The following is a 21,032-nucleotide window of genomic DNA, read 5'->3' as shown; positions in this document are numbered from 1 at the left end:
TAAAATTATAAGCGATGCAGAATCAGCTATATGGTTGACTCTGCATTCGTGTTTTTTACTAGGGAAAGAAATATGGATAAATGTTCATTTTGCGGTAGAGAAAGAAAAGACACTAATTTACTGATTGCCGGTGTTTCTGGACATATCTGCGATAGTTGCATTGAACAGGCGCATTCCATCTTAGATGAAGAAGTTAAGAAGAAGAATTCGTTTGACGTAGATGAGATAACACTTTTAAAACCGTTGGAAATTAAAAATTTCCTGGATCAGTATGTTATTGGCCAGGAAGCAGCTAAAAAGTACTTGTCGGTTGCTGTTTATAATCACTATAAACGTTTAATGCAGAAAAGCAGTTCGGATGAAGTAGAGATCGAGAAATCGAACATTATATTGGTAGGTGAAACAGGAACGGGTAAAACCCTATTGGCCCGCACCATTGCAAAAATGTTGCATGTGCCATTTACTATTGTTGATGCCACTGTGCTTACTGAAGCTGGTTATGTGGGTGAGGATATTGAAAGTATTCTGACGCGCTTATTGCAGGCCGCCGACTATAATGTTGAAGCAGCTGAAAAAGGGATTGTCTTTATTGATGAGATCGATAAAATTGCACGCAAAAGCGATAATCCATCTATCACTCGCGATGTATCCGGTGAAGGCGTTCAGCAAGGTTTACTGAAGTTACTGGAAGGTTCAGTTGTTAACGTGCCACCGCAAGGCGGGCGAAAACATCCAGAGCAGAAAATGATTCCGGTTAACACCAAAAATATCTTATTTGTTTGTGGTGGTGCATTTGATGGTATTGAGCGTAAAATTGCTCAACGTTTGAACACTAAAGTGGTTGGGTACATGGCCAGCAAGTCAATTGAAAAAATTGACGCACAAAACCTCTTACAATACATAGCTCCACAGGACCTGAAGTCATTTGGTTTAATTCCTGAAATCATCGGGCGTTTACCAGTGTTAACCTATCTGCAGCCTTTAAATCGCGAGATTTTACGACGCATCTTAACAGAGCCTAAAAATTCTATTATCAAGCAATATGAAAAGTTGTTTGAAATTGATGGTATTGAATTGAAATTTGACGATGAGGTGCTGGAGTACGTTGTTGATACTGCAGTTGAATTTAAGCTTGGTGCACGTGGCTTGCGTTCAATTTGCGAAACCATTATGATGGATGCGATGTTTAACGCACCTTCTGAAGATGTGAAAGAACTGGTTATCTCGCTTGATTTCGCCAAAAAGAAAATGGAACATGCTAATATGGCACGTCTGAAGGCCAGTTAATATGATCATATGATATCTAAAAAAGGCAGCTATACGGCTGCCTTTTTTCATACCTGATAGTTATATAATGCCAACTGACTTTGAGCATTTAGCCTGAAATGCCTTTGATTGATTATTTTTTAAGGGCAAACTAAAATAAAAAGTCGATCCTTCTCCAGGTTCAGAAACAAGCCATATATGACCGTCTAAACTCGTGCATATTGCTTTGCACAGGGCAAGTCCAATTCCTGTTCCCTGATATGACCTTGCCAGACCTTCGTCTATCTGCCTGAATGGCTCAAATATAACTTGTTGTTCATTTTTGGAAATACCCATTCCTGTATCTTTTACAAACAAGATCAGCTGTTGTCCACTTTCGTAAGCGCCTATATCTATACGCCCTTTGTCGGTAAACTTAAAGGCATTTTGAATCAAATGACGGAAGATGGTCTTAATGCGCTTCGCATCGCTTTTGATACCTATATTGGCGGGTAATTTTAGAAAGTTAACAGTTAGATCCGGCTTATTGATGCCGGCCCGAATGTTGGACACAAGGTCCTGCAAATTGTCAAGTATACTATTCACATCTATTTCTTTGCAATTGGTTTTAAACTGATCACTTTTGATCAGTGAAAAATCCATAATGTCATCAAACAAATGAAGCAATTGATTACCATGAACAATTATTTGCCTGATAAAACCTTCATCATCGAAGTCCTTTGGAAGTCGGTCGTTTAATAAGTGACTATAGCCTAATACGGCATTTAGTGGAGTTCTGACTTCATGTGATACATTGGCTATAAAAGCTGATTTTAATTGGTCGGCTGCCAATGCTTTTTTACGTTCTGCTTTAAGCATTTTTATATAGCGATATCGATCTGATATGTCAATTACAACTCCGCGAATACCATTTATTTGACCATCAACAATAATATCATCGGTATAAAGTAATGCGGGAAACCAACTTCCATCCTTACGTTTGGCTATAACTTCATTTATTCTGGCCTGATCCTTATTGTGATTCTTTTTAAGAATCAGGTTGTCAAATGTTATTTTACTGCCAAGCTCAGATTCATTGTAGCCGAACGATTTTTTCCAATGGCTGTTCACGTATTTAAACTGCCCTCTGGTGTTGGTTTCAAAAATACTCTGAGGAAGCCGGTCTGCCATGTTTCTGTACCTTTCCTCACTTGACAATAGCTTATTGATTAAGATATTTCTTTCATTATCGTGGATAGCAAGTTGATGTAATAATCTGTTGTATGCCTCGTACAGAATTTTTATTTCATACGAATACTGTTGTACCTCCAGTTCAGGTTTCTTATCATAGTTGCCCTGCTTGATTGCTTTAAGGTGTCTGACAAAGTCGGTTAACGGTTTTGATATCCTGCGTGAGAGCAATGCGCTTATTGATAGACAAAAGGTAAATAAAACCAAGGTGGCAAACAGGTAAAAAAGCTTCAGCTTGAGGAAAGCTTCATCAACATCCTGATCAATCATTATTTGCAGCTGTTCAAACTTTTGTTGAGCTTCAAACAATGATGTGTCCAAAGCGGCTTTTAAGCCAGTGTTGTTATGGATGCCAATTTCAGAATCAAGTTTTACCAGGGTATGAAAACAGTTAGAATATAATAGCAGTACCTCAATGCAGTTGTTTTGAACTTCAGAATCAATGATACTGTGATGGACTTTATCTCTTATTTGAGACATTATTGAATCAAAGTTGTTAATATACTGGGGTTCATGTCTGATAATAAAATCCTTTTCCCGTCTCCTAAGACTCAATAAGAGTTCTTTGTCGAGCTGAGGAAATGACTCCAGGTTATGGGCGTGGCGGCGCATCCTGCCCACCAGGCCAAAATCTTTATAACCTCGTTCCCAAACCTTATGAACCAGTTGGGTAAAAAGTAGCTCCTGCCGGTTCATGTTTTCCTCTAAAATCCCAATTGCCGTCTTTCTTTGAGTGTTACTCCGGTACTCTTCCTTTAAATAATTAAATGTGGCATATATCAACGAATCCTGTTCGTATTTCTGCTTTATAAACTGGCTTTTTCCCGATCTGAAGAATTGGGGACTGACTGATTCAATCGACAAAAAATTACTGATCAGAACACTACTGTTGAGAAATTTTAGCTTCAAATCAGTGATGTATTCCTTATTTTCGTTTATTCTGTTGGTTTCATTTATGTACTTATTAGCCAATAAAAAAGTCAATATTATTGTCGCAACTAATACCAAAGAAATCCACAAAAAAAGTTGTTTACTTAGTTTCACAGGTTATTACTCTCATGTTGAGCAACAAATGTATTCAATGTCAATAGGACAAATCTGAAATGTGAGTGAATTGTTTGTTAAGTAAAAATTAGCTTGGGGAACTGATATTAATAGAAAATTAAATGGTACGCGATTTCCATTGGATTGTATTAAAGGCAGGAAATATCAGGACAGAAATTACATAAACAGGGTAGAGTAATTGCAATAATAAGACCTCAAAAAATGTGATGTTGAAATTGAGATCTTTACTCCCTGACTGGAGAAGCAGATAGTCCCATATACTTTTAACCATTATTGAGACACCAGCTACTGCCCACAAGGCAGGTAGCCATATTCCTCCTGTCAATGCGGCAAATATCATCAGGTTGAGAGAGCTGACCATAAGGCCGGTGGTAATTATGTGTTTATCCCTGTAACGTGGCGCTTTCGCTGCCCAGCGTGCTCGTTGCTGTAAAAATCCTATACAGGTATGTACCGGCTCTGTTTGAACCAAAACCTGCTTTGATTTTATAAAAGCAATTTTTTTATGCTGTGATTTCATCCATTCAAGCAAAAACATGTCATCGCCAGATGCTATTTGTGGCTGTAATTGAGCTTTTAAGTACAATTCTTTTTTGCACATTATATTTGCTCCATTGCACATTATGGCTTTGTTTTGCAGGGCAGCGGCAGCTCCGCTCAGCTGCAGGGCCGCAAAATCAATTTGCTGAAACCGGCTTAAAAATCCTTTGGTTCGCTTTATTGTAACAGGGGCAATAATTAGATCAACGTTCCGGGATGAATGGAATGTACTTAATGTATTCAGCCAATCCTTATGGAAGGTGCAGTCAGCATCAGTGGTAACTATAAGCTCATATTTGGCAAGCTTGACTCCTTGAAGTAAGGCTGCCTTTTTACCTAGGTTCTCCGCATTTATTATCCGACTATCAATATGACAATTCCTTAACAGGGTTTTGGCAATGGAAGAGCCATTGTCGGTTGAATGATCATTAATAAGAATAAGTTCCCAGGTACCAATGGTCTGATTCTTTAAAGAACCGATAAGTTGCTGCATATTATGAGCTTCATCTTTAAACGGGATGATCAGGGAAACACCGGCTTTACTATCACCTTTTACGGTAAATTCAACTTCTTTTGTCCATCGTATATACCAGCCAGTAAGCTTAATGGCGTATACAATTAAAGGAAGCAGTAATATTAAATATAGGAGCAACATCTAAAAATAAAGCCGGATACATTGTCCGGCTTTTTGAATTATTTTCTTTTTGTGATTATCCAGCTTTCCATTCGCTCGCTGTTGAGAATTTCTTCCTGACGTGCCTGGGCTTCATAGACCTTAGCAAATGACTCGAGACTAACAAGGTAGCGATTGTTGTGCATAAACCAGAAACTCTGGTCATATCCCTTTTCTTTCAGTTTCTGAATCATTTTCTCGGCGTTGGCTTCATTACTAAAACTGCCAACTATTAACTGGTGTGGTTTGTATACCTTTGGTTCAGGCTCAGGAATAGCCTCCGGTTCCTCAATTTGCTGTTTCGCAGTGTCAGGTCCGGCTTCAATGGTACCTGCTGCAGGTTCTAATTCAACCTTATCTGTTTTTTGAACATCAGCAATTTGTTGTTCTGTTTTGGCTGGTGAATTATCTTTGATCAGGAAGAAATACACCGAGAATCCAATAAGAGGAAGCAGAATAAAAAGGGATAAAAATATCGCGATAGAACGATTACGCTTTGAATTATCTTCTTCCAGATATTTATTGGCAATGGCAACAGGATCTTTTTCTTCTGTGCTATTTATTTCTTCTTTTTCAAAGTCACTAACACTTCCTGTGGGCTCTTTAGTTTCCTCTTCAGGCTTAATGTCATCTTCAAATTCTGCAATTGGCGTTGTTTCATTTAGACTGCTTGCTGCTACTGGTGTTACAGATGGCTCCTGAAGATCTTCTTTTTCAGAATCAGTATTGTCGATGTCCAGCAAGTCATCTGTGTTTTTTTCTTCAGCAACCGACTCCTCAATTGTATCACTATCTGCCAGTTCATCACTTTGCTCAAAGCGCAGTATACCTGTGGCATCTTTGGTGAATGTACCTAGTCCTTTTATAGAGTAACTGCCTTTCTCATCAAGCTCCTGCTTAAGGTTTACTACATATTCATCAACCTTTTTTTCAACTTCTTCTCTGCTTATACCTTCTTTTTCAACAATATGGTCAACCAATAGACCGTCGTTGAAGCTCAGGAAATTATTAAATAATACCGAAAAACCATTTTCTTTGGCAACAATGAAGGCTCCAAAATTAGGTACGATAACTCGGTTGTTTTCTTTGATTAATGAAAGAATGTAGTTTTCCATTACAAGGTTTGTTCAGGTTAACAAATACTATAAAGCACCTAAGATAAGCAGATTTCTAAAAAAACGTAAAGGTATTATGTTTCTTTTTGCTTAACTAACTGTTTTAATAGCTTTTGTTGCACCAAAATATACGATCCTAACAGCGTTGGAATAATTACATTGGACAACCATAAGCAAAAAGTAGCTGCCAGTATTAAGGGAGAACTGGTGAAGAATGGTGTGAAAAGAAAAATAGCGATACTTCCCCTGATGCCCATATCAACCAATATGTGTGAGGGTATAATGGTTATCATGAAAAAGTAAGTGCTTGCCAATGCTAAATACTCGCTAATACCACTATTTAATCCCCATAAGTTTAACCAAAAATAAAGTTGAGTAATATATGTCAGATAACGCAGACAAGTCCAGAATAGTGATTTTAATACGATTATCCTTTTGGTGCTGACAAAAATTCGGAAGTAGTACCTGAACTTTTGAGGAAATACAATCCTTAATCCTAAGGTGATAAGACCAGATATTCCCAATAAAAACAGGACTAACTCACCCAGCTCCAAGGGTAATTTCAATAGTTTTGATACATCAGGGCTGAAAACAAGGCTTATTACACCTGCTGAAATAATGACAAGATTTTGAAAAATACCTCCGATGCTTGTCATGATAGCAGCGTTTAAGCGCTGTTGTTTTGGCAGTAGAGCCATTCTTCCTCCCATTTCAGCAATACGCGCCGGGGAACCAACAGCAGTGGTTGTACCGGCCATTATCTGACACCAGGCATCTTTGAATCTTAATCTTATAAAAGCTTGCATCAGAACCTGCCACTTTTTTGCTTCAAAGCTTAAGTTCATAAACCACAAAAGCACCAGTAGAAATATAATGACTATTGTGCTGCCTGATAATTTGAAGGAGGTGCTTAGTGTATGCCAATGCTCAAAATTAACCAGCTTTCGGATGATGTATCCATAAGCCAAAACAGAGCATAAAATAATAAATGCCTTAGCTATCGGTTGCCAATACCTTTTCTTCATTTTTTGCACCGTTAATGATTGGTAAGGCTCCAAAAGCCAGAAGACCGGCTCCAATGATCATTAAATTCTGGGCTGCGTGCACAACTAAAGCGAATACACCACCTTCATCGCCCGAAATGCCATATAGTTTAAGGGTGGCGATAACCATAAAATGCCAGGCACCTATTCCTCCCTGAACGGGGGCAACCATTCCCAGACTACCGGTAAGCAGTATGGTAATTCCTGCGTTGATACCAAGAGAAGACGTAGCCGGCATGCTATAAAAACACACGTATATCATCAGGAAATACATGGTCCAGATAAATAGGGTGTGAAATATAAAAAGGGGCTTGTTCTTTATCTTTCTGATGGAGCTGAGACCTTCTGTAAATTTAGACATCAGGTTTTGTAAGAACATCAGTGCACGATACTGCTTGGCGTATCGCTTAATCAGAAATACAGAAAGTACTATTAAAATGATAAATCCAAAAAACAAGGGTGATAAAAACAGCTCTCCAACAGATTCCAGCTTTAAAGTTCTCATCAGAAAACCGCCAAGGAAGTCAAATTGCACAGTCAGAACTGTAAGCATGATCAGTATTAGCATGAACAGGTCGGTCAAACGTTCTGCAACAACTGTTCCTACCACACGTGTAAAGGACAGGCGTTCGTATTTACTTAAAACGCCACAACGCGACACTTCACCCATACGCGGAAAAACCAGGTTGGCCAGGTATCCGGTCATAACCGAACAAAAGGTATTAACTAAGCCGGGCTTTTTCTCAACTGGTTCTATCAACATTTGCCAGCGCATAGCTCTGCTTATATGACTTAGTATTCCTAAAATAATAGAGAGGGCAATCCAACTGTAATCAACATCATTACGTAAAGCTTCTCCTATTTCTGCAGCATTCTGATCTTTGTATAGCTGATAGATGATAAATATACCAATGGCAGGAAATAGAATGAACTGGACTAGTTTGGATATTGATTTCTTCACTGATTGAACGAATTTAAAAAATTAGGTATCTTCATAACGGCTTTCAGACACGTTTTTTTACCTTTGCGCGCGAAATAGCGCCGAAAGATACTAATTTGTTATCCTTATACAAAAACGGGTATTCTCAGCCGTATATGATCACCTTAAAAACAAGATTGGGTTATGGTAAAAGCAAAAAAGCACTTAGGTCAACACTTTCTGACTGATTTGGATATAGCCCAACGTATCGTTGACAGCTTGTCATCAGAACAAAACAAGGTGATGGAGATAGGGCCTGGTACAGGGGTATTAACACAGTACCTTGTTCAGAGACCGGATGTTGATCTTAACCTTATCGAACTTGATAAAGAATCAGTAGAATACCTTACCGCGCATTACCCCGAATTAAATGGCCGCATCTTCTTTAAGGATTTCCTGAAGTTGGACCTAAAAGAGATCTTCGAAGGACCTTTCGCTTTAATAGGAAATTTCCCCTACAACATATCAGGTCCAATATTCTTTAAGGTCTTTGAATATCGCAATCAGATACCTGAAGTGGTTGGCATGCTGCAAAAAGAAGTTGCCGAACGACTGGCTGCCGGACCTGGAACAAAAGTTTATGGGGTGTTAAGTGTGCTTTTACAGGCTTTTTATAAGATAGATTACTTGTTTACTGTAGGTGCTCATGTCTTTAATCCTCCTCCTAAGGTTCAATCTGGTGTTATTCGCCTGACCAGGAATGATGTGATGAAATTACCTTGCGACGAAAAGTTATTTGTTAAAGTGGTGAAAGCTATTTTTAACCAAAGGCGTAAGGCAATACGTAATTCGCTTAAAGCCATTCCTTTCAATAAAGAAGCCATAGCTGATCATGATTACCTGACGCGTCGTCCGGAACAAATGAGCGTGAATGACTTTATTGAGTTGACATGCATGATTGAAAATAACCCACTAAAGTAACATCACTAAATCCCTGTATTATGGTGAATTTTGAATTAACAAGGGAGTACGTAGAGAATCTTCAGGAACTGATAGAAGCCAAAAATGAAACGGCTATTTCAGAACTTATGGAAGAATTGCACCCGGCCGATATTGCTGAGATCTATGAAGAGCTAAGTATCGACGAAGCTAAATTCATCTATTTCCTTATGGACGATGATACAGCTGCTGATGTACTGACAGAACTGGAAGAAGACGATCGAAAGAAGTTTCTTGACAGTCTGCCAAGTGATGTTATCGCCAAGCGCTTTATCGATAATATGGACTCTGATGATGCTGCCGATATCCTGGGTGAGTTGGATGATGAGCGTCAGCAGGAGGTATTATCGCATATTGAGGATGTATCTACCGCTGGAGATATTGCTGACCTATTGGCATATGATGAGGACACTGCAGGTGGTTTGATGGCCAAAGAGCTTATCAAAGTGAAAGAGAACTGGGGTGTACCAACATGTTTGCGCAGTATGCGCCGGCAGGCTGAAGAAATTGATGAAGTGTATTATGTATATGTTGTTGATAGTGACGGTATATTAAAGGGTACACTTTCTCTTAAACGCATGCTTTTAAGTGCCACCGATGTATTGGTAAAGGAAATATATAATTCGGATATTATTTCGGTTAAAGTGGATGTGCCGGCTGAAGATGTTAGTAATATCATGGATAAATACGACCTGGTGGCATTACCTGTTGTAGATTCGGTTGGTCGACTGGTAGGGCGTATTACCATCGATGATGTGGTGGACGTTATTCGTGAGGAAGCTGAAAAAGATTATCAGCTGGCATCTGGTATTACCGAAGATGTGGAAGCATCAGATAGTGTATGGCAACATACACGGGCGCGTATTCCCTGGCTGTTAATAGGAATGGTTGGCGGAATCTTAGCTTCATGGGTGGCATTTGGCCACCTCGATCTGATCGATAAATTTCCGATGGTTTCCTTTTTTATGCCACTGATCGCTGCAATGGGAGGTAATGTAGGAATGCAATCATCGGCTATCGTTGTACAGTCTTTGGCTTCCGGATCGGTGGACCTGGAGACCAACTGGCTCAAATTGTTAAAGGAATTGGGATTGGCCATGTTAAATGCCAGTATCCTGTCTGTCCTGATCTTTGCATACAGCTATATCTTTGTTGGTGAACTGGCATTAACAATCACATTGGGCATCTCTATGTTCTCAGTTGTCTTCTTCGCTAGTTTATTCGGAACCTTTGTGCCTTTGTTATTGAATAAGATAAAAATTGACCCGGCTGTTGCCACCGGGCCGTTTATTACCACTATGAATGATATTATTGGTATGTTCCTGTATCTTTCTATCGGTAATGTAGTTTTTGCAATGTTAGCGTAAAGGTAATAGCTGAATGAAATTATTCCTTAAAGAGAAAAAAAAACAGTCGTTATTCAACGACTGTTTTTTTTAGTTTCAATTATTTGGGTAGGCCATCCTAATTGTAGTTATAATAGGTAAAGTTGATTGTGCTATTGTACAGGTAATAGCCAATTGAGAAAGAATAATTGCCGACTAATACACCATCAGGATTGTAACAGCAGGCCATTAAGTCTCTGTGTCTGATCGTGTTTATAGTGACCATCCCTTCCGAGTTCGTTATGCCCTTATCTACCGCGATATTTTCAATGAGTGATTTGTCTTGCAGTTGATTATAATGCATATTCCTGTAATCAGCATAATTAATAATGTAAATTTCACAATCCTGGTAAGCTTCGTAATGATAATAGTAGCTTGAATTGTCATAAGTGCGTTGTTGCACGAAGAAAACCTGGTCTACTCTGTATTCACGAATCTTGATTGATTCTATATGATATTTTAAATAAACCGTTTTGTTTTTGTTGTAGGCGTTAATGTTTGTTCCGCTAATATAATAATTATCATTAGTATAAAACATTAGCAAGTAATTATGTAATGGTATATTCTCAAATACAAACTCTTCTGTTATTCCATCTGCCTGTATTTCCGTTAAGATATACTCCTTTAACTCTTCGAGACTTAAATTGTCATAACCAAACTGGTACATGTGCTGATCGGGCAGATGTAAAAGAGCTATCTTCACATCACTTCCAAGTGGGATACTACTTGACTCATATTGATAATACTCAAACGCCTTTAAATTGATAGAAGCATTATATTCAGAGGGAACTATTGTTGTTTCTTTATGTTCGGCAGCTACAATCTGAACCTGTTTGTAAACATTATAAGCATATTCACCATCCTTAATGTCCTCTCCATAAATAGTGTAATTACCCGAGTTGACACTCCCAAATTTAACTGACCCGTTGGCATCTGTTTCTTGTTCATCAAGCTCTTCACCATCGTCTTTAAGCTTGAGTTTAACCCCTTTGATGGGCTCCCCATTGGCATTTTCCAACTTAACGCTTAATTCTCCTGAAAATTTGTGAATAAGCGTATACTCATCTTGTTCTTTTTCACATGAAGAGAATACAATGGCTGTCATTGCCATCAGTAATAGTAATTTTTTCATAAGTTATTTGTAAGATTAAAATCAACGCAAAAATAACATAATAACATTGAAAGTTTATTAGAAGATATACTTAATGTCAACTCATTGATGAATCAGATAAATATGTATGATTAATAGGGTGTTTTTTGTGATGAATAGCAAATTGAAATAATTATAAAATAACAGAGAAAAGGGGGCTTCATGTTGCCAATAAAAATGAAATAGCTTGTAACTTTAAGTTTTTACAAGCTGAATTATGGTACTATTTAAACGATTACTGAAGTATTTTGCACTATTACTGGTTGTGATTCTATTCGTGTTGGGATTTGTCCTTTATCCTCTCTTACGCGGAGCCACTGGTTATTCTGCCAAAATGCTTTGCTCAGGAGTTTTTGTTGAGGGGCAGTCGCAACAACGAGTGGAACAGATGGAGCTAACATCTTTCCCTTTTGACAGGGTTGTAAATACTGTAGATACAGAATCAAAATCTGTTACCAGTACTATATTCGGACTTGTGTCACAAATTGCCGTCTTTGAGGATGGAAAGGGGGCGACTTTATTTCCGGAAGGTTATCAAGCAATTGAAGGCCGGGAACCGCTTCCACGACTAAATAACGATACACTACCATGGCCACAGGGTAGTATTGTAGCTGATACACTACCCGCCGGTGTTGATATTGAAGGCTTGAAACAATTTGTTGACGAGCAATTTAATTCTACATCGAGGGCTGTTGTGATTGTAAAAGACGGTCAGCTTATTCTTGAAAAATATGCCGAAGGCATAGATGAAACTACACCACTGCTTGGCTGGAGCATGACAAAAACAATTACGGCTGCTTTAACCGGAATCCTTGTTAAGGAAGGTCGGCTCAATGTTGACCAGGACGCTTTAATCAAAGCCTGGCAAGATGATGAAAGGAGTGTAGTAACACTTAACAACTTGCTGCAGATGAGCAGCGGGCTCATATGGAATGAAGACTATTCCAAAACAAGTTTATCTGATGTGTCAGAAATGTTATACATCAAAGATGATATGTTTCAATATGCTTCGTCACCAAAATTATTGTCAAGACCTGATTCAGTTTGGCAATACTCTTCGGGTACCACCAATATACTATCTGGCATTTTACGACAATGCTTCAATAATTATCAGTCTTATTATCAGTTTCCGCAAAAAGCCCTGTTCAGGAAAATAGGTATGGAGCATAGTTATATTGAGACAGATGCAAGCGGCACATTTGTAGGATCATCTTACGGCTATTGTTCGGCACGCGACTGGACCCGTTTCGGAATGCTGTACCTCAATAATGGTAATTGGTATGGCGAACAGATTTTGCCCGAATGGTGGGTTCAGTACAGCACAACACCGGCCATTAGTTCCAATGGCAAGTATGGCGCCCAGGTATGGTTGAATGCCTCAAAGATAAATATACCGGATATGCCATCCGATGTATTTTTCTTTAATGGTTACCGGGGACAAAGGGTGACTGTTATTCCATCGAAAAACATGGTTGTTACATGTCTTAACTCGGCACCCGATGGAGTGGACTATAACTACTACCTGACAGAAATTATGAAGTATATATCTGAATAGTGCTTTTACCGATGGGGCATTCTGTTTTCGCAACTCATCGGTATTATTCCGCAATTCACCGAATTTCTGTTTAAAGTCCTCTAATAGCACATTACTTTAGCATCATAATTAGTTAAAACTTAAAACAATATAATTATGAATGAAAAAGGAAATCATAATAAACGCGGGTTGTTGGGGGCTTTCTTAATAATTATTGGAGCTGTTTTGTTACTCGATAATTTAGGCTATGTGCCGTATCAAATCGGTGATGTAATTTTCAGATGGCCTATGATCCTGATTGCAGTGGGTCTGTTTAACCTTTTCAGAAAACAGTATAGCGCTGCTATCGTAACGCTTGCCATAGGTGGTGTTTTTATGGCGCCTCACATTATTGAAGGTATAAGTTTCAGAGATGTGTTTAAGTTCTGGCCTGCCTTCCTGATTTTGGCTGGTATAGCATTCTATTTTAAAAGGAAAGAAATGACACCGGGACAAATGATCAATGCCAACGCAGATGAATACATTGATGAGGTGGATATCTTTGGAGGTGGTGTTACCCAGGTTGAATCAAAGAATTTCAAAGGCGGTAAGATAACAGCTATTTTTGGTGGCGGTGAAGTTTATATGGATCGTTGTCAGCTATCACCTGAAGGTGCAGTATTGGATATCGCCATGGTTTTTGGTGGGTCAAAGATCATCGTGCCGCGCGATTGGAATGTGAAAACAGAGGTTGTTTCTATTTTCGGTGGTTTTGCTGATAAACGCAATTTCTTTTCCGAAACGCCTAATGATCCATCTAAAACTCTTATAATAAAAGGCGCCGCCATATTTGGAGGAGGTGAAATCCGCAGTATCTGATCTTAAGCAATACTAAACCACTTAGTAAACAGGCAGTATGAATCATCCCTTATTCTCTGAACGACGTATCTTTAAACTGTATGTATTGGTATGGTTAATAGTTTGCGCGGTTCATGCAACAATAAACGTTATTATTTACGAGTTGCCCCTCGAATTGGCCATCATCGATAGTTTTACATTTAATGTGTTAATGTTTTTCTTAGGCTTGAGTGTCTGGTTTCCGATTGTTTATAGTGACAGATCCAAAGGAAGAATGAATACTGTTTTTCAGATCATTTTTGTTGGAGGAGTGATTGTTTTTATGTGGTTGTTTCTTGGCTATCAGTTTTTGGAGTTGATCTTTCCCGAAGATGTACTGAACGAACTTTTCCACAGAAACGCCCTAATCATCAGGGCAACCGTTGGTGGTCTTATCTTCATGATTTTTGTGATGATCTATTACATGCTTATTTTTTATAATGAGCTGGAAGAGAAGAATCGTCAGCATGAGACCATGAACCGTCTGTTACGTGAAACAGAATTAAATGCTTTAAAATCACAACTCAATCCACATTTTCTGTTCAATAGTTTAAACAGCGTGAGTGCATTAACCATTACCGAACCCGATGCTGCAAGAACAATGATCAATAAGCTGTCGGAGTTTATGCGCTATTCCTTGAAGAAGAATGAAGATGCCTTATTACCACTACGCGAGGAGCTAAAAAACATAGCTCGTTATCTTGAGATTGAAAAGGTACGCTTTGGTGATCGCCTTTTATGTGAGCTTGATATTCCCCAGGAATGCAAAGATATGCAGGTGCCTGTTCTGATCCTGCAACCTGTTTTTGAAAATGCTGTCAAACACGGTGTTTATGAAAGTATTGAGCCGGTAACCATCCGCACCTATTGTCGCATGGTGAATAGTGATTTGGAAATCAGTGTTATTAATAATTTTGATGAGGATGGATCTCAGCGCAAAGGAGCCGGTGTTGGTTTGGCTAATGTGCGAAACAGGTTGCAATTGATTTATAATAGAAATGATTTGTTGACAATCAATAAAGAGAATCATTATTTTGAAGTCATTATACGACTGCCACAACAATTAACCAGGTAGCTCATGGAATACAAAGCACTTATTATTGATGATGAACCGCCAGCCAGAAGTATTATCCGGGCTTATTTAAAAAAGCACACTTCTATTAATATTGTTGGTGAATGTGCCAATGGTTTTGAAGCCATAAAATCCATTAAGGAGCTGCAGCCTCATATACTGTTTTTAGATATTCAGATGCCAAAAGTCACCGGGCTCGAATTGCTTGAAGTAATCGATGAACCCTTGCAGGTGGTGTTTACAACGGCCTATGACCAGTATGCCTTAAAAGCTTTTGAACTCAATGCTGTCGATTATCTTCTGAAACCATTTGATGAGAAACGCTTTGATGATGCTGTGCAAAAAGTTCTGGATAAGCTGCAATCTGGTGTTCATTCCAATCAGGAGCAAATAGAGCAGATGGAAGATGCCAGGCCAGAAAAGCTTGAGCGAATTGTAGTAAAAAAAGGTACAAAGCTTGAGCTTATTGATCTTGACAATTTACTGTACATTGAGGCTCAGGACGATTATGTGATGTTGCATTCTGAAAACGGGCGTTTCCTCAAGTCAAAAACCATGAAGTATTTTGAGGAACACTTACCAGAGGAGCAGTTTATTCGTATTCACCGCAGTTACATAGTCAATACAAGTAAAATCAAAAGCCTGGAGCCTTACGATAAAGATACTTACCTGGCCATTATTAATCCGAACTGTAAGTTGAAGGTGAGCCGAACGGGTTATAAAAAACTAAAGGCCACAATGGATTTTTAATGTTTTCAGATGAGTTAATCCATGCGATACGTGCTATTTTATCCTAGATTGAAGATGTTACTGCCATAAAAAATCATAACTTCACTGCAAATCCTTATCGATTATTTAACTTAAACTAACCCAAATCTATGCACCATGGAAAAGTGGAACACTATCAAAATAGAGCTGGATACTGATGGAAATGAAACCAGACGTTATCCCTGGCGTAAATGCAACGTTGACTCTAAAGGAAATCCATTGGAAGAAATCGAACTCGATTGTGAAGGTAATATTATATGCAAGCGCTTTTACAGGTATTTTGAAGACGAGACCATAGAAGTATACATTGAATATGACGCATTTGAAGAATTAGTAGAAAGGCATCACTATACAAAAAATGAGAGTGGTGAGACTGTTAAAGTAGTGTTGGAATATGAAAATGGTTTAAAGATAACCAAGGACTATTCGTATACTGATTTGGGTAATTCATACAAAGCTGTTGTTCGCAATGAAGATGGAGAAGTAACTGGTTATGAGGTATACGTGCAAAATGAAGAGGGACAAACCATCGAAGAAATTGAATTAGATGAAAATAACAATGAACTAATTAAATTTCAAAAAAGCTATGGGGGTAACGGGGATTTAAAAATTGAAAAGGAATATAGAGACGGTAACCTTTATCAAGGTGAAAGGCATGAGTACGATGCTAATGGGAATGTAACCAAAACCACTTTAAGAAATTATATTGACAATTATGAAGTCGTTGAAATATATGAATATGATAGAAACAATAATTTGATTCGTAATTCCTCTCATCAAGATGGCATGCTTGTATTTGAAAATCACCGAAGTTATGATGCTAATAGTAAATTGAAATTTGAAAAAGTGTTTCAAATGGATATCTGGGATGGCTCCATTTTGACGAATATACATTTAATACACGAATGGCAGAATTAGAATAGACCAGCAAAAAGTAGTTTTATCAAGCTCATGTGGCCGTTCATATTATCCTATCATGTTAAAGCTTCTCCGTTTTCCTGGTTTCCCCTGTTGAATTCAATCTGTCAATAATAAAACTTTTGCCTTTCGTCTTTAATCTTGCCTCTTTATAGTATTTTTGCGAAAAATTAATAGTTGTGAAAGTACATTCCGATTTTTCAACATTTAAAGCGCATAAGCCGGTTATTACCATTGGTATGTTTGATGGTGTTCATACCGGGCATCGTGTGTTATTGGGGCAGCTGACTGATAAGGCCAAAGCTGTTGGGGGAGAATCGGTTGTTATCACTTTCTGGCCTCACCCGCGCATGGTGTTACAACAAGATGCTGATAAATTACGCTTTCTGACTTCACCCGAAGAACGGACCAAGTTGTTTGGTCAGCTGGGTATAGATCACCTGGTACTGATACCTTTTTCATTGGAACTGGCCAATCTGACTGCCGAAGAGTTCATCCGGCAAATACTGATCGGGAAGCTCTCTATTCATCATCTTATGGTGGGCTATAATCATCGTTTTGGTAAGGGACGTCAGCACAGTTATGACGAATACCAGGGGTTTGCTCAAAAATATAACTTCACGATCTCACTGGTTGAAGCTGTGCTCACCGATGGTATGCAAACCAGTTCCACCGATATCCGTAATCACCTTCTGGCAGGTGAGATGAAAGCAGCCAACAGGATTCTGGGCTATCAGTATGCGGTATCTGGCCGTGTGGTAGGTGGTCAGCAACTGGGACGTCGCATTGGTTACCCTACGGCCAATGTTGAAGTTGAGGAGCCACATAAATTAATTCCTCCCGATGGCGTGTATGCTGTAAAAGTTCGGGTCGAAGGGAAGCACTACGGAGGTATGCTTAATATTGGCTATCGCCCAACTGTTAATCACAATGTCGATCATCGTTCCCTTGAAGTGCATATTTTTGATTTCAATCACGATATTTACTCCGAAGAAATTGAATTGGAGTTTATAGAACGTGTACGCGATGAGCAAAAGTTTGCCAATGTCGATGAGCTGAAGGCCCAATTAAAAAGGGATGAAGCAGACATAAGGACCATTGTCGAAAAATTCTGATACGCTGCCTCTAAGACCCTGAACTTCTATCTGTCCTCTAAATAGCTATCCACTAACAACTAATCCTGTTAGCTTTCAAACATTTTTACTACTTTTGTAGTCCTTTTTAAATAGAAAACCATAAAATATAAAATAACAGTTATGGCTGATTATAAAGTAGCTGACCTGAGTCTGGCTGATTACGGGAGAAAAGAGATTTTAATTGCAGAAAAGGAGATGCCTGGTTTAATGGCTCTTCGTGCAAAATATGGTGAAGAAAAACCTTTAAAAGGTGCTCGCGTCATGGGATCTTTACACATGACCATTCAAACAGCTGTGTTGATTGAAACATTGGTTGAGTTGGGTGCCGATGTGCGTTGGTGTAGTTGTAATATCTACAGTACACAAGACCATGCGGCTGCAGCAATCGCTGAAGCAGGTGTTCCTGTATTTGCCTGGAAAGGTGAAACATTGGAAGAGTACTGGTGGTGTACCGAAAAAGCATTGAATTTTGGTAATGGCCTTGGTCCTGAAATGATTGTAGACGACGGTGGTGACGCTACTTTGATGATTCACAAAGGAGTGGAAGCATTAAGCAAACCTGAGATTCTGGATGCTGATTACAGCGGTGAAGGTGAAGACTTCCGCGAGTTAATGGCTTTAGTGAAGCGCACGTTCAATGAAGATCCTCAGCGTTGGAAAAATGTTGCTGATGACATTAAAGGTGTAAGTGAAGAAACAACAACTGGTGTTCATCGCTTGTACCAGATGATGGAGCGTGGTGAGTTATTATTCCCTGCTATTAACGTTAATGACTCGGTAACAAAATCTAAATTCGATAACCTGTACGGATGTCGTGAGAGTTTAGCTGATGGTATCAAGCGTGGTACTGATGTAATGGTTGCAGGTAAAACTGTGGTAGTTTGCGGTTATGGTGATGTGGGTAAAGGTTGTGCTCAAAGTATGCGTGGTTTTGGTGCTCGTGTAATCGTTACTGAAATCGACCCTATTTGTGCACTTCAGGCAGCCATGGAAGGTTACGAAGTAGCAACCGTTGAAGATGCTCTTCCTGAGGCTAACATTATTGTTACTACTACAGGTAACAAAGATGTTATTACAGTTGAGCACATGGAAGCCATGAAAGACCAGACTATTGTTTGTAACATTGGTCACTTTGATAATGAAATTCAGGTTGAGAAACTTGAGAATTACCCTGGCATTAAAGAAATTAACATTAAGCCACAGGTAGATCAGTTTGAATTCCCTGACGGACACAGCATTATTCTATTGTCTCGTGGTCGTTTGGTTAACCTTGGTAATGCTACAGGTCACCCAAGTTTTGTAATGAGTAACTCGTTTACTAACCAGACTTTAGCACAGATCGAGATCTGGAAGAACAACTACGAAGTTGGTGTTTACACCCTTCCAAAGCACCTTGATGAAGAAGTAGCACGTTTACACCTTGAGCAGTTAGGTGTTAAATTAACACGTCTTAGCGATGAGCAGGCTGCATACATCGGTGTTGATCCTAATGGTCCTTATAAGCCGGAACATTACAGATACTAGACAATAGTAGAATAGATATTAAAGGCCTTAAGTTATTTGCTTAAGGCCTTTCTTTTTTTGTATTGTGCTTATTACAGATCCTTTACACACCTGAATCCAACGGCAAAATCGCACCATCCAGGGCTTAAGCCTTTTCGATAAAACACCCTTTTGCACATCGGGCCTGAGTGCCAGCTGCCTCCTCTGATAACGCGACCATTACCCGATTCAGGGCCTTTCGGATTATCATATTCACTTTGCGAATAATAATCAGCTGAGAATTTGTCGGCAACCCATTCCCATGCATTACCTGCCATATCGTGTAATCCAAAGTTATTGGCCGGACTATGACTGCCAACCGGGTGGATGAGGTTGAGCCAACCATCGGGTTTTGACTTATCTTTCTCATACTCCCATTTGTTTCCGTTGGGATAAGCTTTCCCTGCTTTGCCACCGCGCGCGGCATATTCCCATTCAGCCTCCGTAGGCAAACGTTTACCAGCCCATTTGGCATATTCCAGGGCATCACCATACGAAACACCAATGACGGGATAATCAGGGTATTTCTCGCCACTTCTGAACACATCAGTATTCCAGAATTCAGGTAGCCTGTGACCTGTTTCAAGGCAAAACTTATGGTATTCAGCGTTGGTAACTTCATGGGTATCCATGTAAAACGAATTAAGTTTAACCTTATGGGCCGGGCTTGATGCGCTTTTACCATCTTTATAGTCTTTGCCCATGATAAATTCGCCACCACTAATAAGTAGCATGCCCTCAGGGGCGTTTTGTGAGAATGTCAGGGTGCTTGTAAAAAGCAAAATAAACAGGGATAGACTTTTCATTAGCTTTAATGTGTTAAGGTTTAAAAAGGTTGTATGGATAGAGGAGGAGGTATGATGAGCTTGAGAGTCGGTCACCAACCCGTTCTCTTTTTGAATGACTTTTATTGTTTGATGAGCGGAATATCTTCCTCTTCATCACTCTTTTCAAATCCAGCCTTAATGAATGCCTCAGCCAGAACCAGATCGAATGGAGTTGTTATTTTGATATTCTCGCGGTTGCCGGCAACCAGGTGAATCGTTTTGCCAAAGGCTTCTACCACCGAGGCGTCATCGGTAAACAATGAAGTGTATTCTTGTTTATAGGCCTCGACCAATATATCGGAGTGAAAAACCTGTGGTGTTTGCACCAGTTTTATGCTTGAACGGTCCAGTGCCTTGCTGCATTCATCATCTACCTGTCGAACTGATTCAAAAGCATCCAATACGGGGATGGCATTTCCCAGGGCTTTCGCATGATGATAACAGCGCTTCAGAGTGTCGGGCGACACAAAAGGGCGGACACCATCATGTATGCCTATTAATGAATGCTCTTCAGTCAAAGCCAGGCCGCTCTTAACACTGTCAAAACGTGTTGCCCCTCCTTTGGCAATCTGATGTGGTATTTTAAACTGATGTTCACGACATAGTTTTTCCCAATAATCAATCTGACTATCAGGTAATACCAGGATGATCTTCATTCCGGCATCAAAAGTATGAAACGTGGTAATTGTATGCATCAAGACAGGTAAGTCATTGATTTTAAGAAATTGTTTAGGGATTTCACTTCCCATCCGTGTGCCGCTGCCACCGGCCACAATTACTGCATAGTTTGTCATCTGTTCATCGGGTAATTGTTTTTAATTTTCTCCCTGCATCAAATTTAAGGCGCTTCAATTAATATCACAAACGTTTTGTGCCAGAAGATTATGTGGCAGATAACATATGAGCAGTTGGTAGTGTGTTGTATGAATAACGGAAAAAAGACTACAGGTACCTCATGTAAAACGTCTTAAGTC

The 21,032-nt window shown here is 39.3% G+C and carries 18 protein-coding genes; 10 read left to right on the top strand and 8 right to left on the bottom strand.

From position 1 onward, the window contains the following. Positions 1 to 72: 72 nt before the first annotated feature. A complete protein-coding gene (gene clpX / locus ACRD69_RS06745) occupies positions 73 to 1,287 on the top strand; it encodes an ATP-dependent Clp protease ATP-binding subunit ClpX (RefSeq protein WP_430814310.1) in 1,215 nt (404 codons plus the stop codon). A gap of 60 nt (positions 1,288 to 1,347) precedes the next feature. On the opposite strand, the gene ACRD69_RS06740 is transcribed toward clpX, so the two are convergent. The 5 genes from ACRD69_RS06740 to ACRD69_RS06720 all read right to left on the bottom strand — a co-directional run bounded on the left by ACRD69_RS06740 (position 1,348) and on the right by ACRD69_RS06720 (position 7,893). Then, positions 1,348 to 3,468, bottom strand: coding sequence for an ATP-binding protein (locus tag ACRD69_RS06740; RefSeq protein WP_430814309.1), 2,121 nt, complete (start codon positions 3,466 to 3,468; stop codon positions 1,348 to 1,350). Positions 3,469 to 3,658: 190 nt separating this feature from the next. Continuing rightward, the gene (locus ACRD69_RS06735) at positions 3,659 to 4,756 is read right to left on the bottom strand and encodes a glycosyltransferase (RefSeq protein ID WP_430814308.1); all 1,098 of its coding nucleotides are present in this window, start codon (positions 4,754 to 4,756) and stop codon (positions 3,659 to 3,661) included. Between the two features lie 38 nt (positions 4,757 to 4,794). Further along, on the bottom strand, positions 4,795 to 5,889 hold the full coding sequence (locus ACRD69_RS06730) for an HU family DNA-binding protein (protein ID WP_430814307.1): 1,095 nt from the start codon (positions 5,887 to 5,889) through the stop codon (positions 4,795 to 4,797). A 74-nt stretch (positions 5,890 to 5,963) separates the two neighbouring features. Continuing rightward, a complete protein-coding gene (locus ACRD69_RS06725) occupies positions 5,964 to 6,914 on the bottom strand; it encodes a hypothetical protein (protein WP_430814306.1) in 951 nt (316 codons plus the stop codon). After that, positions 6,883 to 7,893, bottom strand: a complete 1,011-nt coding sequence (locus ACRD69_RS06720; protein ID WP_430814305.1) for a lysylphosphatidylglycerol synthase transmembrane domain-containing protein — start codon at positions 7,891 to 7,893, stop codon at positions 6,883 to 6,885. Before ACRD69_RS06720 ends, ACRD69_RS06725 begins: the two co-directional genes overlap by 32 nt. A 162-nt stretch (positions 7,894 to 8,055) precedes the next feature. Between ACRD69_RS06720 and rsmA the strand changes: the two genes are divergently transcribed. Beyond that, positions 8,056 to 8,832: a 16S rRNA (adenine(1518)-N(6)/adenine(1519)-N(6))-dimethyltransferase RsmA gene (rsmA, locus tag ACRD69_RS06715; protein WP_430814304.1), complete on the top strand. Its 777-nt coding sequence runs from the start codon at positions 8,056 to 8,058 to the stop codon at positions 8,830 to 8,832. A gap of 20 nt (positions 8,833 to 8,852) precedes the next feature. Then, positions 8,853 to 10,217, top strand: coding sequence for a magnesium transporter (gene mgtE / locus ACRD69_RS06710; protein ID WP_430814303.1), 1,365 nt, complete (start codon positions 8,853 to 8,855; stop codon positions 10,215 to 10,217). 97 nt (positions 10,218 to 10,314) lie between these two features. On the opposite strand, the gene ACRD69_RS06705 is transcribed toward mgtE, so the two are convergent. Then, on the bottom strand, positions 10,315 to 11,367 hold the full coding sequence (locus tag ACRD69_RS06705) for a SpaA isopeptide-forming pilin-related protein (RefSeq protein ID WP_430814302.1): 1,053 nt from the start codon (positions 11,365 to 11,367) through the stop codon (positions 10,315 to 10,317). Positions 11,368 to 11,602: 235 nt separating this feature from the next. Here ACRD69_RS06705 and ACRD69_RS06700 point away from each other — a divergent pair, with 235 nt between their 5' ends. The 7 genes from ACRD69_RS06700 to ahcY all read left to right on the top strand — a co-directional run bounded on the left by ACRD69_RS06700 (position 11,603) and on the right by ahcY (position 19,213). Further along, the gene (locus ACRD69_RS06700) at positions 11,603 to 12,940 is read left to right on the top strand and encodes a serine hydrolase domain-containing protein (protein ID WP_430814301.1); all 1,338 of its coding nucleotides are present in this window, start codon (positions 11,603 to 11,605) and stop codon (positions 12,938 to 12,940) included. 135 nt (positions 12,941 to 13,075) lie between these two features. Next, positions 13,076 to 13,777: a LiaF transmembrane domain-containing protein gene (locus tag ACRD69_RS06695; protein ID WP_430814300.1), complete on the top strand. Its 702-nt coding sequence runs from the start codon at positions 13,076 to 13,078 to the stop codon at positions 13,775 to 13,777. 37 nt (positions 13,778 to 13,814) lie between these two features. Beyond that, the gene (locus tag ACRD69_RS06690) at positions 13,815 to 14,870 is read left to right on the top strand and encodes a sensor histidine kinase (protein WP_430814299.1); all 1,056 of its coding nucleotides are present in this window, start codon (positions 13,815 to 13,817) and stop codon (positions 14,868 to 14,870) included. Between the two features lie 3 nt (positions 14,871 to 14,873). Next, positions 14,874 to 15,617 (top strand): LytR/AlgR family response regulator transcription factor, encoded by a 744-nt coding sequence (locus tag ACRD69_RS06685; protein ID WP_430814298.1) that lies wholly within the window; start codon positions 14,874 to 14,876, stop codon positions 15,615 to 15,617. Positions 15,618 to 15,752: 135 nt separating this feature from the next. After that, on the top strand, positions 15,753 to 16,553 hold the full coding sequence (locus tag ACRD69_RS06680; protein ID WP_430814297.1) for a hypothetical protein: 801 nt from the start codon (positions 15,753 to 15,755) through the stop codon (positions 16,551 to 16,553). A 179-nt stretch (positions 16,554 to 16,732) separates the two neighbouring features. Next, on the top strand, positions 16,733 to 17,668 hold the full coding sequence (locus ACRD69_RS06675; RefSeq protein ID WP_430814296.1) for a bifunctional riboflavin kinase/FAD synthetase: 936 nt from the start codon (positions 16,733 to 16,735) through the stop codon (positions 17,666 to 17,668). 141 nt (positions 17,669 to 17,809) lie between these two features. Beyond that, on the top strand, positions 17,810 to 19,213 hold the full coding sequence (ahcY, locus tag ACRD69_RS06670; protein WP_430814295.1) for an adenosylhomocysteinase: 1,404 nt from the start codon (positions 17,810 to 17,812) through the stop codon (positions 19,211 to 19,213). 71 nt (positions 19,214 to 19,284) lie between these two features. Here ahcY and ACRD69_RS06665 read toward each other — a convergent pair whose 3' ends face one another. Further along, the gene (locus ACRD69_RS06665) at positions 19,285 to 20,037 is read right to left on the bottom strand and encodes a formylglycine-generating enzyme family protein (RefSeq protein ID WP_430814294.1); all 753 of its coding nucleotides are present in this window, start codon (positions 20,035 to 20,037) and stop codon (positions 19,285 to 19,287) included. Between the two features lie 101 nt (positions 20,038 to 20,138). After that, entirely contained in the window at positions 20,139 to 20,852 is a 714-nt protein-coding gene (locus tag ACRD69_RS06660; RefSeq protein ID WP_430814293.1) for a 2-C-methyl-D-erythritol 4-phosphate cytidylyltransferase, read from the bottom strand. Positions 20,853 to 21,032: the final 180 nt, after the last annotated feature.

The sequence above is a fragment of the Carboxylicivirga agarovorans genome, assembly GCF_050589845.1.
In the GTDB taxonomy this organism is placed as follows: Bacteria; Bacteroidota; Bacteroidia; order Bacteroidales; family Marinilabiliaceae; genus Carboxylicivirga; species Carboxylicivirga agarovorans.
Note: the sequence above shows the minus strand (reverse complement) of the source record. Positions and strands in the feature narration are given on the sequence as shown.